This window comes from Lentzea kentuckyensis (genome assembly GCF_002150765.1).
GTDB lineage: Bacteria > Actinomycetota > Actinomycetes > Mycobacteriales > Pseudonocardiaceae > Lentzea > Lentzea kentuckyensis.
In genome coordinates this window covers 13,703-27,728 of sequence record NZ_MUYM01000037.1, presented here as the reverse complement: position 1 = coordinate 27,728, position 14,026 = coordinate 13,703, and the positions used below count along the sequence as shown (strand labels likewise).

Below are 14,026 nucleotides of genomic sequence, written 5' to 3'. Positions count from 1 at the left end.
CCACGGCACTGCAGACGCAGGCAGCACACCACGCATGTTCGCCGGGCCGCCGCGTGCGGGCCGCGTTGTCCACGGAGAGAGGCTCACCCGCCGCTATCCACACCACAGCCGTGCCCCACCACCGCCGCACCCTTGCCGCCTGCACCCGAACGCGGCGTTACCCGGCGAGGAACCGGACCGCGCTGTCCACCTCGGACTCGGGCACCTCCCCGTGTCCGCCGGGGTTGGCGTGCAACGTCTTCCGCCGTGACCCGAAGGCGTCGAACAACGCCAGCCCAGCGTCACGGGCGACCAGCTGGTCGTCCCACTGCAGCAGGAACCGCAGAGGCACCGTCACCTGCGCGGCGGCCTGCACGAGGTTCGGTGACGCCCCGACGAGTCCGAACACCGCCGCGCGCACTCTGGGTTCGGCGGCCACGAGCGGGATGCCGATGGCGCCGCCCATCGACATGCCCCAGAACCCGACGCCGTTGTCGCCGTCGATGTCGGGCAGGTCGAGCAGCGCGTCGAGCACGGAGCGCCATTCGGGGACAGCCTGTGCGGCCAGCACGGCGTTGTACTCGGCGAGCAAGACGGCGGCGTCTTGACCAGTGGCGATGCGGGCCCTGATCTCGGCGATGAAGCGTTCGTCCTGTGGGGATCGCGGGCGGTCGCCGTGTCCTGGGGTGTCGAGGGTGACGACCGCCAGGCCGGCGGCGACGCAGCGGGCGGCGTGGGCGATCGTTCTGGGGGCTCGTTTGTGCTGGCCGCCGCCGTGTGCGCCCAGGACGAGTGGCGCGGGGTGGCCGGGGGTCCACAGGACGCCGGGGACGCCGTCGTGGACGAAGTCGCGTGCCGTGCTGCCGCCGGTGGTCGACGTGGCGAGAAAGCGCATGGTGGTTCGCCTTTCGGGATGGCTTCTGGAGCGCTCCCCGTGGCGACGCGCGCGTCAGGCCGTGCGGGAGGAGGAGCGCCCATCTGGGTTCACCGCGTTGATGGGTCTCACCTCCTCTGGCCGATCGCGTGCGGCGACCCTACCAAGTGGTGATCACCAGAGGTCACCGGAATTCGCCGCGACAGGGGATGTGTGCCGCTACTAGGTTGCGGTGTCATGCCTGATGTTGTGCAGACGCGCCACGGCGCCACGGTCCTGATGTGCGCGCCGGACGGGGCGCCGATCACCGACGAGCGGTCCGCTGTGGATCTGATCGGCACGTTGTGGGGGCAGGACGTGCAGTGGCTGGTGCTGCCGGTGGCGCGGTTGAGCGAGGACTTCTTCGTGTTGCGCACGCGGGTTGCGGGCGCGGTGGTGCAGAAGCTGCAGCAGTACGGGTTCCGCGTGGCGGTGGTCGGGGACATCACCGCGCACGTGGAGGCGAGCACGGCGTTGCGGGACTTCGTGTACGAGTCGAACAAGGGGCGGCAGCTGTGGTTCGTCGCGGACGAGGCCGAGCTCGACGCCCGGTTGAGTGCGGCCGCCTGACACCTATTGCAACTCAGTTGCAACAGCTAGGCTCGTGGGATGGACATCCGCCGTTCGCTGTCGAACCATTCCAGCTCCCGCCGGTCACCACACGAGGTGCTGCGCCGGCTCGCGCAGCGGATCACGCCGGACACGCGGCCGGAGGATCCGGTGCGGGAGCTGGAGGAACGGGTCGCTGCTGTGCTGGGCAAGCAGCGCGCGTTGTTCTTCCCGTCGGGGATCATGGCGCAGCAGTCGGCGTTGCGCGTGCATGCCGAGCGGACGGGCCGGCGTGCGTTCGCGGGGCATCCGCAGACGCACATGCACGTGTGGGAGAACCAGGGTTACAACGCGGTGCACGGCTTGAGATTCCATCCGGCCGGTGACCGCCACGCGCTGCTCACCCTCGACGACCTGAAGGCCGTCGGTGAACCGCTCGCTGCGGTCGTGATCGAGCTGCCGCAGCGCGACATCGGCGGGCAGCTGCCGGCGTTCGAGGACCTCGAAGCGCAAACCCGCTGGGCTCGGGACAACGGCGCGGCCGCGCACTGCGACGGCGCGCGGCTCTGGGAGGCGCAGACCGGCTACGACGCGACGTTCTCCGAGATCGCGGCTCTGTTCGACACGGTGTACGTGTCGCTCTACAAAGGACTCGACGGGGTCAGGGGCGCGGTGCTCGCCGGTGACGCGGAGACGATCGAGCACGCGGCGGTGTGGCGGCGCCGGTTGGGCGGGGCGATCGTGGACGCGTGGCCGCTGGCGGCGATCGCGTTGATGGGCATGGACGAGAACCTGCCGAGGATGGCGGAGTTCAAGGCCCACGCGCAGGCGCTGGCCAAGGCGATCAACGACGACGGGTTCGCGCACACCACGCCGGAGGTGCCGGTCACGCCGATCTTCCACGTCCAGCTGCCGATGTCACGGGAGCAGGCGCAGCGGGCGGCGCAGAACCTGCTGGAGGACACGGGGATCAAGCTGTTCCTGTACACGCGGTCGAATCCGGATCCGCGGCGGTGCACCTTCGAGGTGAGTGTCGGACCGAGCGGGCTGGAGTTCGCGCCGCGGGAAGTCGCGGAGTTGATCAAAGGGCTACCATCGCGGGTGTGAGCCTGCCCGAACCCGTCCAGCACGCGCTGGTCAGGGTGTCGCACTCGGTGCTGATCGACGTCGACGCGCTCGCGAGGGTGCGGGAGCGGTTCGACGACGAGCAGGCGGCGTCGTTGAGCCGTTACCTGCGCAGTGCGCAGTCGCCGAACACGGTGCGGGCGTACCGGTCGGACTGGATCGCGTGGGCGGGCTGGTGCCAGGCCGAGGGACGGCAGGCGTTGCCGGCCGATCCGCTGGACGTGGCGGTGTATCTGGCGGCCGCGGCGGACACGGTCAGGCCGGACGGGTCGCCCGCGTTCGGGGCGTCGACGCTGGAGCGCAAGTCGGCGGCGATCTCGGCGGTGCACGCGGCGAACGGGTTGCCGAGTCCGACGCGCAGTGACGTGGTGCGGCTGACGTTGCGGGGCGTCCGCCGCAGCCGCAAGTCGCAGCCCAGGCGCAAACGGCCGGTGCTGCTCGACACGTTGGAAGCGTTGCTGAACGAACGGCCGGTGGACGGTCCGGCGCGCGCGAGGGACGCCCTGCTGCTGTTGGTGGGGTTCGCCGGTGCGTTGCGGCGCAGTGAGCTGGCGCAGATCGAGTTCGAGGACGTGAGCGTGGATGTGGATCCGCGCACGCACGAGCCGTTGTTGCTGATCCGGCTGGGGACGACGAAGACGGATCAGACGGGCAAGCACCAGCAGTCGGTGGTGTTGCCGCGCGGGAGTCGCCGGCCGACGTGTCCGGTGTGCGCGTTCGCGGACTGGGCGGACGTGCTGGACGGCAGGGAGATCGCCGAGACCGGTCTGCACCGCTGCCACGGCTTCGAGCCCACCCGGCGCACGGGCGCGGTGTTCCCGGTGATCAACCGGCACGGCGGCGTCGGGGTGAAGGCGATGTCGGGGCGCGCGGTGGCGGAGCTGGTGAAGCGGTACGCGGTCAGGGCGGGGCTGGATCCGGCGTTGTTCGGCGGGCATTCGCTGCGGGCGGGGTTCGCGACGCAGGCGGCGCTGGGCGGGGCGAGCGACCGGGAGATCATGCGGCAGGGCCGGTGGACGAACCCGCGGACGGTGCACCGCTACATCCGGACCGCGAACCCGCTGGAGGACAACGCCGTGACCCGCCTTGGCCTGTGAATTTGTGACCCAGGTCTCAGGCCGGGCGGTTAACTGTAAACAAGATCCCCTCCGGTAGGGCTGCACCAACCGGAGTAGCTGACTGGGCCGTAAGCACGGTCGGCACCGAACGTTTCCGCTGTGTTTCCACGGTGGTTGAGCTGCTCTTATGTTCCACCATTCGGGCAAATCCCGGTCTCCTGACCAGCGCTGCTGCGCGATTCGTGAAGCAATCTCGCGATTTGGGAGTGGCTGGTCGTATGCACTGAGAGCAATACGATCACCACGCCCGGTCATCGACGAGTGATCAACGATGGTCGGGATGTTCCACGGTGCTCGACCCGGCACCCCTGTAACGCCGGGGCGAGCGCTCCCTGCACCGGAACAAGGAGCGTCATGAAGCGCAAAACCCTGGGCATCACCACTGCCCTGATGTCCGCCGCGGCGTTGGCCGCGACGGGCACGCTCGGAGCCAGCGCTGCCGAGCAGGCGGGGACGATCTCCACCGCCCTCGGCCTGTCCGGCGGCGAGCAGCTCGTCCCGCGTGACGTCGTGCGCGACGCCGACGGCACCCACCACCTCCGGTTCGACCGCACCCTCAACGGCCTGAAGGTCATCGGCGGCGACCTCGTCGTCACGCAGAAAGCCGGCCAGATCACCGGCGTCACCAAGGCGAACGAGGCCGCCCTCGCAGGCCTCGACACCACGGCGCCCGTCACGGCCCGCTCCGACGCCAAGCTCGTCGTGTTCGCCTTCGACCACGCTCCCGTGCTGGCCTGGGAGACGGTCAAGCACAGCGTCAAGGACGACCAGACCCCCAGCGAGCTGCACACCTTCACCGACGCCAAGACCGGTGAGACGCTGCTGTCCTACGACGACATCCACGTCGCGGAGGGCACCGGCCAGTCCACCTTCAGCGGCACGGTCGACCTGAACACGACCCAGTCGGGCTCGACGTTCCAGCTCAAGGACCCCGCGCGCGGCAACCAGGCCGTCAACGACCTCAACAACAGCTCCGGCAACGGCACGCTGTTCACCGACGCCGACAACAAGTGGGGCAACGGCACCTACACCGACAAGGCGACCGCGGGCGTCGACGCCGCGTACGGCGCCGCCAAGACGTGGGACTACTACAAGAACATCCACGGCCGCAACGGCATCAAGAACAACGGCACGGGCGCGCTGAGCAAGGTCCACTACGGCAACAACTACAGCAACGCGTTCTGGAACGACTCCTGCTTCTGCATGACCTACGGCGACGGAGCCCAGAACCGCAACCCGCTGACCTCGATCGACGTCGCCGCGCACGAGATGTCGCACGGCGTCACCTCGGCCACCGCGGGCCTGGTCTACTCCGGCGAGTCCGGCGGCCTCAACGAGGCCACCAGCGACATCTTCGGCTCCACCACGGAGTTCTACGCCGCCAACACCGCCGACGCCGGCGACTACCTGATCGGCGAGAAGATCAACATCCGGGGCGACGGCAAGCCGCTGCGCTACATGGACAAGCCCTCCAAGGACGGCCGGAGCCTCGACTACTGGTCCTCCACCGCCGGCAACGTCGACGTGCACTACTCCTCGGGCATTGCCAACCACTTCTTCTACCTGCTGTCCGAGGGCAGCGGCCAGAAGACGATCAACGGCGTCGCCTACGACTCCCCCACCGTCGACAACCAGCCCGTCACCGGCATCGGCCGCGCCAAGGCCGAGAAGATCTGGTACCGCGCGCTCACCACGAAGTTCACCTCCAGCACCAAGTACGCCGCCGCCCGCACCGGCACCCTCGCCGCCGCGGCCGACCTCTACGGCGCCTCGTCGCCCGAGTACGCGGCGGTCAACCGGGCCTGGGCCGCGGTCAACGTCAAGTAGGAACGCGCCTCCCCGAGCGCCGGGGCCCGGACCGACCCCCTGCACGGTCCGGGCCCCGGCACACCCCTGCTAGGGCTCCAGGTCGGTCGACGCCAGGAACGACCCGTCCATGTAGAACGGCACGGACTGGTGCTCGTGCGTGATCAGCCACCGCCCGTCCCGCCGCCGCAACCCCACGGTGATCCGCGTCCACATCGAGAACCCGTCCGGATAGCCGACCGGCACAGCAGCCAGCCGCCGCAACCCGTGCACGAACGCGAGGTCACCGGACACCGCCACCGACAGGTCGCGGTGCTCGATCGTGATCGGCCCGTCGAACCCCGCCATCCACCCCGCGAGCGCCTCGGGGTCGCGGGCGTCCACACCGGTGTTGCGCAGCGGCGGGGCCAGCGTGAACGTCACCGCGTCCTCGGCGTACCCGGCCACGACCTGAGCCGGTGAGCGGTCCCGCATGCCCTCCACCAGCGACGTGAACACCGTGAGGATCTCGTCCTGCACCAGCGTCTGAGTCATCTCGGAAACCTCCATCAAGTCGGCTGACACACCGATGTCGAAGCACGGCCCGCGGTCTCGACATGGCGGTGAGAGGATTTTTCGAGGCGATGAGCGGAGGCCGGAACGGTGAAGTACCTGATCCTCATTTACAGCAACCCGAAGTCGCGGGCAGCGTGGGAGAAGCTGACCGACGAGCAGCAGATGCAGTTCGGCAAGGACCACTACGACCTCACCGACAGGCTGCGCGCGTCCGGGGAGCTGATCGTCAGCGAGGGCCTGCCCGGACCGGAGACCGGCAAGGGCGTGAGCATCCGCGACGGCGAGGTCGTGGTCACCGACGGGCCGTTCGCCGAGGCCAAGGAGTACCTCGCCGGCTTCTACCTGGTCGAGGCGGACTCGATCGACCAGGTCATCGCGCACGCGGCCACGCTGCCGGACGCGCACAACGACGGCATCGAGGTCAGGCCGGTCTGGGACATGTCGATGCTGGACGACATGTGAGGACCACGCCACGCACCGAGGACCTGCTGCGCGAACTGGCGCCGCAGGTCCTCGGCGTCCTCGTCCGACGCCACGGCCAGTTCGACGTCTGCGAGGACGCCGTCCAGGAGGCACTGCTCGGGGCGGCACAGCAGTGGCCACAGCAGGGGATCCCGGACAACCCCAAGGGCTGGCTCATCACCGCGGCGTCCAGGAGGTGGATCGAGCAGTACCGCTCCGAGACCGCGCGGCGCCAGCGCGAGGAGAAGACCGCGGCCCTCACCCCTCCCCCGGCGGATCCGGCGCCCGCGCAGGACGACACGCTCACAATCCTCGCCCTGTGCTGCCACGAGTCACTCACCACCGCGTCGCAGATCGCACTCACGCTCAGAGCCGTCGGCGGACTCACGACCGCGGAGATCGCACGGGCGTTCCTGGTACCGGAATCGACAGTGGCGCAACGGATCAGCCGCGCGAAACAGAAGATCAAAGGCGCGAAGTTCCGGCCACCGCGACAGCTGACCGCCGTGCTGCACGTGCTCTACCTGATCTTCACCGAGGGCTCGACCGCGAGCTCCGGCGACGACCTCGTCAGAGTCGATCTCACCGCCGAGGCGATCCGCCTGACCCGCCAGCTCCACCGCAGACGCCCCGACGACGGCGAGCTGAGCGGGCTGCTGGCGTTGATGCTGCTCACCGACGCCCGCCGCCCCGCCCGCACCGACGAGCAGGGCGCGCTGATCCCACTGGCCGAACAGGACCGCGGCAAGTGGGACCCGCAGGCCATCGCCGAGGGCACGGAACTCATCCAGAACGCCCTCAACACCGCGCAGATCGGGCCCTACCAGCTGCAGGCGGCCATCGCGGCCGTGCACGCCGAGGCCAAAACGGCACAGGACACCGACTGGCACGAGATTCTCGGCCTCTACGAACTGCTGACGGTCACCGCACCCGGCCCGATGGTGTCACTGAACCGGATCGTCGCCGTCGCGATGGTCCACGGCCCGCGACGAGCACTCGACGAACTGTCCACACTGGACCTCGACCACTACCGCGTGCACGCCGTGAAAGCGCATCTCCTCGACCTGCAAGGAGAACACGACCAGGCGAAAGCCGAATACGAGAAGGCAGCGAAACTGACCTTGAGCGTGCCGGAGCGGCGCTACCTCAGCTCCCGGTCGCGCCGCCCACGGTAGCGTCGGAGGACGGCTCCTCCTGCGGCGGCGCCTGAGGCACCACACCGGCCAGATCCCCGCCGTTGTCGTTGACCCGCAACACGAACGGCCGCGTCTGCGTGTACTGCACCACCGAGATCGAACACGGATCCACCACGATCCGCTGGAACCCGTCCAAGTGCACGCCGAGAGCATCGGCCAGCACCGCCTTGATCACATCGCCGTGCGAGCACAACACCCACACCGCACCCGGACCGTGCTCAGCGGTGATCCGCGCATCATGCGCACGCACAGCGGCAACAGCACGCGCCTGCACATGCGCAAGCCCCTCACCGTCAGGAAAAACGGCCGCAGACGGGTGCTGCTGCACCACCGCCCACAAAGGCTCGTTGAACAGATCCTTCAACGCCTTACCGGTCCACGCGCCGTAGTCCACTTCGGACACATCCGGCTCGGCGACGGCCTCCAGGGAACGGTCCGCCAGCAACGGCGCCAACGTCTCCTCACAACGCTGCAGCGGAGACGACACCACAGCACTGACCGGAATGTCCTTCAAGCGACCGACGAGCGCCGCGGCCTGCGCCTGCCCACGTTCGTCCAACCCCACACCCAGCGATCGCCCGGCGAGCACACCGGAACCGTTGGCAGTGGAACGAGCATGTCGAAGCAGAATCACGGTGGCCACGGCCTCCACCTTAGATCGGCTGCAGCAACCCCATCGACAGCAGCCCCATCAGCACCAGGCCCAGCATCAGCCGATACCACACGAACGCCGAGTAGGAGTGCTTCGAAACGTACTTGAGCAGCCACGCGATCGTCGCGTAGCCGACGACGAACGCGAGGATCGTCGCCACGATCATCTGCGGCACCGACGCCTGCACGCCCTCACCCGAGCGCTCCAGCACGTCCGGGATCGAGAACAACCCCGCCCCGAACACCGCCGGAATCGCCAGCAGGAACGAGTACCGCGCCGCCGCCTCCCGCGTCAGCCCCAGGAACAGACCCGCCGTCAGCGTGCCACCCGAACGGGACACGCCCGGGATGAGCGCCAGCGCCTGCGCCAGCCCCATCCCGATCGCGTCCTTCATCCGCAGCTCGTCCCGCTGCTGCTTCGCCAGGTGATCCGCCAGCCCGAGCAGCAGACCGAACACCACCAGCATCGTCGCGGTGATCCACAGGTTCCGCGCCGACGTCCGGATCTCGTCCTTGAGCAGGTACCCGAGAACCGAGATCGGCACCGAACCGATGATCACGTACCAGGCGAGCTTGTAATCCTTCTCCTTGCGCGCCTCCGCGCTGAAGAGGCCGCGGAACCAGGCGGAGATGAACCGCCCGATGTCCTTGGCGAAGTAGATCAGCACCGCCACCTCGGTACCCAACTGGATGACCGCGGTGAACGAAGCGCCCGCGTCGTTGCCGAAGAACAGCGTCGACGTGATGCGCAGGTGCGCACTGCTGGAAATCGGCAGGAATTCCGTCAGTCCTTGGACCAGTCCGAGGACCAGAGCCTGCAACCAGCTCAACTACCCACTCCTGCCAGATCCAAAGCCTCGGCCGCGGTGCGAAGGCCCGCGATCCCCTGCTCGAGATCTTGCAGCATCGGCGAAACGGACAGCGTGGTGACCCCCGCGGCGGCGAGAGCCTTCATCTTGTCTGCTATGCGCTCCTTCGGACCCAGCAACGACGTCGCGTCCAGGAACTCCAGCGGGATCGCCGCCATCGCACCGGCGTAGTCGCGAGCCAGGTACTTCTCCTGGATCTCCTCGGCCTGAGCCGGGAAACCCATGCGCACCATCAGGTTGTTGTAGAAGTTCTGCTTACGCGAACCCATACCGCCCACGTACAGCGCCGTGTAGGCCCGAACCGGGTCAGCACAGGCCTTCCAGTCCTCACCGACGATCAACGGCACGGTCGGCACCACGTCGAACCCGTCCATCGTCTTACCGGCCTTCTCACGACCGGCCTTCACGCTCGCCAGCGACTCCGCCGAGTACTCCGGCGAGAAGAAGATCGCCAGCCACCCGTCCGCGATCTCACCCGTGAGCTCCAGGTTCTTCGGGCCGACCGCGGCGAGGTAGATCGGAATCTGGTCACGCACGGGATGCACGGTCAGCTGCAACGCCTTACCAGGACCATCAGGCAACGGCAGCGTGTAGTGCTCACCCTCGTAACGCAGCTTCTCACGCGTGAGAGCCTTCTTCACGATCTCCACGTACTCACGCGTGCGCGCCAACGGCTTGTCGAACCGCACACCGTGCCAGCCCTCCGACACCTGCGGACCCGACACGCCGAGACCCATCCGGAACCGCCCACCCGACAGGGTGTCCAGCGTCGCTCCGGTCATCGCCGCCATCGCCGGCGTCCGCGCCGGAATCTGGAAGATCGCGCTACCGACGTCGATGCGTTCGGTCTGCGCGGCCACCCACGCGAGCACCGTCGGCGCATCGGAACCGTAGGCCTCCGCGGCCCACACCACCGAAAAGCCGAGCCGGTCGGCCTCTTTGGCCAGCTCAAGGTTCGCGGCGTCGTTGCCGGCGCCCCAGTATCCGAGGTTCAATCCGAGCTTCACGAGCCGAGACCCTACCGGTCAGTAACACCGATTGCCAGGCTCAGCCGATGATCACCCCTTAGCATCGCGCACGTGGAACAGCGATACCTCGGCCGCAGCGGCCTCCGCGTCTCCAGGACGGCACTGGGCACGATGACGTGGGGCCACGACACCGACGCGGACGAGGCCGCCACCCAGCTCATGGCCTTCGCCGACGCCGGCGGCACCCTCATCGACACCGCCGACGTCTACACCGACGGCGAAGCCGAACGCATCCTCGGCGGCCTCCTCGGCGAAATCGTCCCCCGCGACGAACTCGTCCTCGCCACCAAAGCCGTCGCCCGCCGCACCGAAGGCCCCTTCGGCGGAGGAGCCTCCCGCGGCGCCCTGCTGTCCGCCCTGGACGGCTCCCTGCGCCGCATCGGCGTCGACCACATCGACCTGTGGCAACTGCACGCCTGGGACGCGGGCGTCCCGATCGAGGAAACACTGTCCGCCGTCGACCACGCCATCTCCACCGGCAAGGTCCGCTACGCCGGAATCTCCAACTACAGCGGATGGCAACTCGCCACCGCCGTCCTCACGCCCTCCACCTACCCGCTTATCTCCACCCAGGTCGAATACTCCCTGCTCGAACGCGGCATCGAACGCGAGGTCGCGCCGGCGGCGTTGCACCACGGGCTCGGCCTCCTGCCGTGGGCCCCCCTCGGCCGTGGCGTACTCACCGGCAAGTACCGCAACGGCACCCCACCGGACTCCCGCGGCGCCTCCGCACACTTCGCCGGCTACGTCGAGCAACACCGCAACGAACGGGCCGCCCGGATCGTGCAGGCCGTCGCCACCGCCGCCGACGGCCTCGGCACCTCGCCGTTGTGCGTCGCACTGGCGTGGGTGCGAGACCGGCCCGGAGTCGTCGCACCTGTCGTGGGCGCCCGCGACACCAACCAGCTCATCGCCTCACTGGAAGCCGAACAGCTGACCCTCCCCCCGGCCATCAGAGCTGCTTTGGACGACGTGAGCGCGATCGAGCTCGGTTACCCCGAACGTCCGATGCCATAGTTTTAGGCAACACTGAAGCTATCGAACTTACTGACAAAGAACCCGAGCAGGTTTCACCCCCACCCCTGCGTGACCTGTGACCGCCTGTCAGGGATGCTGGAGAGGACGACTTCCGCGAAGGGAACCGATCTTGCGCCGGCTCGCTGCTCTGCTCCTGACCACCGCCACGCTGGCAGCGTGCGGCCAGAGCGAGAGCTCACAAGACCCGCTGCAGGTCGCGGAAACCCTCGAGGCGGCCAAACCCGCCCACTCCCCCGCCCAGAACGCCACACCGCCCGGCACCATCACCCCCGGCGGCACGTTCACCGAAGGCGACACCACACAGAAGTTCCAGGTCAACGGCCGCAACGTCGAACTCGACCGCCTGCGCAGCGCCGTCTTCGAGATGACCACCGACGACAAGGGCGCCTCCACCAGAGGCACCGGCATCAGGGCCGGCGACGGCGCCACCAACGGCGTGCCGGACCGGTTCGGCCGCCTGCTCGTCGTCGACACCCGCGGCGGGGAGTTCATCGCCTTCTCGATCAACCCGCTGATCATGCGCCAGCGCTACCCCGTGCCCGGCTCCCCCTACGGCATCGCCTACGACGCCAAGCGCGACATCGCGTGGATCACGCTCACCGAGCGCAACGAGGTCGTCGGACTCAACGTCGCCGGTGGCGAACCGACCGAGAAACACCGGTTCCCCACCGTGCGTCAACCCAACACCGTCAGCGTCGACCAGGAAACCGGACGTGTGACGGTCACGTCCGGCGACAACGGAGGGATACAGGTGATCTCGCCATGAACGAAGGGGTGATCGACGGGGACTGGGAGTACCGGCCGCTGCGTCTGCCGCCGGGAATCTCACGCCGCACCGCGACCACGCAGTTGGCCATCCACGCCGAGTTCGCTGGCTGGGAACTCTCCCGCACGCTGCTCTACGGCGACGGCTCCCGCAAGATCTGGCTGCGCCGCAAGCGCCAGCCCGCCCTGGTACCAGGCCTGATCACCTGACCACGGCCTCACCGAACGCGAACGGGCTCGCCTCGCACTCCGCGATGAAGTCCGCCGGAAAGCCCCGCTCGAACGGGGCCGCCGCCTCCAGGCGCGCGACCGCTTCCGGCGGCAACTCAACCCAGCCCAGGCAGTCCGCGACCTGCTCCGGCGTCCGCGCGCCCACCAGCGGCAACGCCCCCGAAGCACGCAACCACGCCAACGCCACCTGAGCCGGCGTCGCCCCCAACTCCTCCGCGACCGCCCGCACAGCCCACGCCACGCGCTCCTCCTCCGGCGCGAGCTGCCCCGCCCGCCGCGTCCCACCGGACAACTTCCCCGCGGCCAACGGCGACCACGCCGCCACACTCATCCCCAGCGCGGACGCCATCGGCAACAACTCCCGCTCGACGTCACGCCGAAGAAGGTTGTACGGCACCTGCAACCCCGCGAACGGCGTCCAGCCCCGCCACTCCGCCAGCGTGTTCGCCCGCGCCACGAACCACGCCGGCGCGTCCGACACCCCGACGTAGAGCACCTTCCCCGCCCGCACCACGTCGTCCAGCGCCCGCATCGTCTCCTCCGCAGGCGTGTGCCGATCCCACAAGTGCACCCACAGCACGTCCACGTAGTCCGTGCGCAACCGCCGCAGCGACTGCTCCAGCGACAGCACCAGGTTCTTGCGATGGTTCCCGCCCGCGTTCGGATCCCGGACGTCCCGCGACAACGTGTACTTCGTCGCCAGCACGAACCGGTCCCGCCGCCGCAGGACCGCCCCGAGCACCTCCTCGCTCTCCCCGTACGCCGAAGCCGTGTCCAGGAAGTTCCCACCCGCCTCGGCGTACACGTCGATCACCCGCCGCGCCTCCTCCTCCACGCGCAACGTCATCGTGCCCAGCAACAACTCCGAGACCCGCAGACCGGTCCGCCCGAACAGTCGGTATCGCATGATCCACAGCATCGCCGCCCCCGACGACCACAGGGAGACCGGCTCAGGGCCCCTCTAAACTGATCCGCCATGGCCGACAACGCACTGGGCAGGTTCGTGCGGGCCCGCCGCGAGGCGCTCACACCCCCGAACACCCACCGCCGCAGAACCCCCGGCCTGCGCAGGGGCGAACTCGCCGACCGGGCCGGCATCAGCGTCGACTACCTCACCCGCCTCGAACGCGGCACCGACCGCTCCCCGTCCGGCCAGGTCCTCACCTCCCTCGCCGACGCACTCGACCTCACCACCGACGAACGCGTCCACCTCTACCGCCTGATCAAGGCGGACAGCACCTGCGCGCCACCCAGTCCCCCGCCACTGCGGCCGACCGTCCTCAAGACGCTCGAAGCCCTCGAACCGGCCGCGGCGTGCGTGCTGAGCCCAGCCGGCGACGTCCTGGCGAGCACGACACAGTTCCGGGCGATCTCGGGCCTCGGCGACGAGCAGAACACCGTGCGCTTCGCCTTCAGCCCCGAGGCCAAGGCCCACTACCCCGACTGGGACCAGATCGCGAACCACCGCGCCGCCTCCCTGAGGGCGGCCGCCGACCTCGGCGACCACACCGCCGCCGCGCTCGCGTTCGAGCTGTCCATCACCGCCGGCGCCGCCTTCTCCGACCGCTACCACTCCTCCGCGGCACTACCGCCCACCACGGGCACCGAGCGCTGGGGCCCTCACCTCCTGGTGTTCGACACGCTGTACGCACTAGGAGAAGGCGAACACCGGTTGATGATTTATTTTAGTCAACACTGAAGCTATTGAGCATGACGAGCCGAACACGGATGGAAGAATCCC

The 14,026-nt window shown here is 68.7% G+C and carries 16 protein-coding genes; 10 read left to right on the top strand and 6 right to left on the bottom strand.

Annotated elements, in window-relative coordinates; translation table 11 throughout:
* Positions 1-157 precede the first annotated feature (157 nt).
* The gene (locus B0F77_RS19225) at positions 158-874 is read right to left on the bottom strand and encodes a dienelactone hydrolase family protein (RefSeq protein WP_086664302.1); all 717 of its coding nucleotides are present in this window, start codon (positions 872-874) and stop codon (positions 158-160) included.
* A gap of 216 nt (positions 875-1,090) precedes the next feature.
* Between B0F77_RS19225 and B0F77_RS19220 the strand changes: the two genes are divergently transcribed.
* The 4 genes from B0F77_RS19220 (at position 1,091) to B0F77_RS19205 (ending at position 5,511) form a co-directional block, all read left to right on the top strand.
* Positions 1,091-1,462: a DUF4180 domain-containing protein gene (locus tag B0F77_RS19220; RefSeq protein WP_086664301.1), complete on the top strand. Its 372-nt coding sequence runs from the start codon at positions 1,091-1,093 to the stop codon at positions 1,460-1,462.
* A gap of 39 nt (positions 1,463-1,501) precedes the next feature.
* Positions 1,502-2,548: a threonine aldolase family protein gene (locus B0F77_RS19215; protein WP_086664300.1), complete on the top strand. Its 1,047-nt coding sequence runs from the start codon at positions 1,502-1,504 to the stop codon at positions 2,546-2,548.
* Entirely contained in the window at positions 2,545-3,663 is a 1,119-nt protein-coding gene (locus B0F77_RS19210; RefSeq protein WP_245848397.1) for a site-specific integrase, read from the top strand. Before B0F77_RS19215 ends, B0F77_RS19210 begins: the two co-directional genes overlap by 4 nt.
* A gap of 375 nt (positions 3,664-4,038) precedes the next feature.
* On the top strand, positions 4,039-5,511 hold the full coding sequence (locus B0F77_RS19205) for a M4 family metallopeptidase (protein ID WP_086664299.1): 1,473 nt from the start codon (positions 4,039-4,041) through the stop codon (positions 5,509-5,511).
* A 69-nt stretch (positions 5,512-5,580) separates the two neighbouring features.
* Here the strand turns inward: B0F77_RS19205 and B0F77_RS19200 are convergent, their stop codons facing one another.
* Positions 5,581-6,024 carry a YybH family protein gene (locus B0F77_RS19200; RefSeq protein WP_086664345.1) on the bottom strand — a complete coding sequence of 148 codons (444 nt, stop codon included), beginning with the start codon at positions 6,022-6,024 and terminating at the stop codon, positions 5,581-5,583.
* Between the two features lie 108 nt (positions 6,025-6,132).
* Between B0F77_RS19200 and B0F77_RS19195 the strand changes: the two genes are divergently transcribed.
* Both B0F77_RS19195 and B0F77_RS19190 read left to right on the top strand, forming a co-directional pair.
* Complete coding sequence (locus tag B0F77_RS19195; protein WP_086664298.1) at positions 6,133-6,507, top strand: YciI family protein; 375 nt, start codon at positions 6,133-6,135, stop codon at positions 6,505-6,507.
* The gene (locus B0F77_RS19190) at positions 6,504-7,682 is read left to right on the top strand and encodes an RNA polymerase sigma factor (RefSeq protein ID WP_086664297.1); all 1,179 of its coding nucleotides are present in this window, start codon (positions 6,504-6,506) and stop codon (positions 7,680-7,682) included. The genes B0F77_RS19195 and B0F77_RS19190 overlap by 4 nt, the downstream gene beginning before the upstream one ends.
* On the opposite strand, the gene B0F77_RS19185 is transcribed toward B0F77_RS19190, so the two are convergent.
* From B0F77_RS19185 to B0F77_RS19175, 3 genes are read right to left on the bottom strand one after another with little or no spacing between them, the layout of a single operon-like run.
* Positions 7,654-8,346, bottom strand: a complete 693-nt coding sequence (locus B0F77_RS19185) for a histidine phosphatase family protein (protein WP_211293873.1) — start codon at positions 8,344-8,346, stop codon at positions 7,654-7,656. The two genes, B0F77_RS19190 and B0F77_RS19185, sit on opposite strands and share 29 nt — an antisense overlap.
* A 10-nt stretch (positions 8,347-8,356) precedes the next feature.
* Positions 8,357-9,184 carry an undecaprenyl-diphosphate phosphatase gene (locus tag B0F77_RS19180; protein WP_086664296.1) on the bottom strand — a complete coding sequence of 276 codons (828 nt, stop codon included), beginning with the start codon at positions 9,182-9,184 and terminating at the stop codon, positions 8,357-8,359.
* Positions 9,181-10,230, bottom strand: coding sequence for an LLM class F420-dependent oxidoreductase (locus B0F77_RS19175; RefSeq protein ID WP_086664295.1), 1,050 nt, complete (start codon positions 10,228-10,230; stop codon positions 9,181-9,183). The genes B0F77_RS19180 and B0F77_RS19175 overlap by 4 nt, the downstream gene beginning before the upstream one ends.
* A gap of 72 nt (positions 10,231-10,302) precedes the next feature.
* On the opposite strand from B0F77_RS19175, the gene B0F77_RS19170 reads away from it, so the two are divergent.
* The 3 genes from B0F77_RS19170 to B0F77_RS19160 all read left to right on the top strand — a co-directional run bounded on the left by B0F77_RS19170 (position 10,303) and on the right by B0F77_RS19160 (position 12,264).
* The gene (locus B0F77_RS19170) at positions 10,303-11,268 is read left to right on the top strand and encodes an aldo/keto reductase (RefSeq protein WP_086664294.1); all 966 of its coding nucleotides are present in this window, start codon (positions 10,303-10,305) and stop codon (positions 11,266-11,268) included.
* A gap of 130 nt (positions 11,269-11,398) precedes the next feature.
* Positions 11,399-12,055 carry a YncE family protein gene (locus tag B0F77_RS19165; protein WP_086664293.1) on the top strand — a complete coding sequence of 219 codons (657 nt, stop codon included), beginning with the start codon at positions 11,399-11,401 and terminating at the stop codon, positions 12,053-12,055.
* The gene (locus B0F77_RS19160) at positions 12,052-12,264 is read left to right on the top strand and encodes a DUF5703 family protein (protein WP_030475146.1); all 213 of its coding nucleotides are present in this window, start codon (positions 12,052-12,054) and stop codon (positions 12,262-12,264) included. The genes B0F77_RS19165 and B0F77_RS19160 overlap by 4 nt, the downstream gene beginning before the upstream one ends.
* Here the strand turns inward: B0F77_RS19160 and B0F77_RS19155 are convergent.
* Entirely contained in the window at positions 12,257-13,192 is a 936-nt protein-coding gene (locus B0F77_RS19155; RefSeq protein WP_086664343.1) for an aldo/keto reductase, read from the bottom strand. The genes B0F77_RS19160 and B0F77_RS19155 overlap by 8 nt on opposite strands.
* Positions 13,193-13,261: 69 nt before the next feature.
* Here B0F77_RS19155 and B0F77_RS19150 point away from each other — a divergent pair, with 69 nt between their 5' ends.
* Positions 13,262-13,984, top strand: coding sequence for a helix-turn-helix domain-containing protein (locus tag B0F77_RS19150; protein WP_086664292.1), 723 nt, complete (start codon positions 13,262-13,264; stop codon positions 13,982-13,984).
* Positions 13,985-14,026 lie beyond the last annotated feature (42 nt).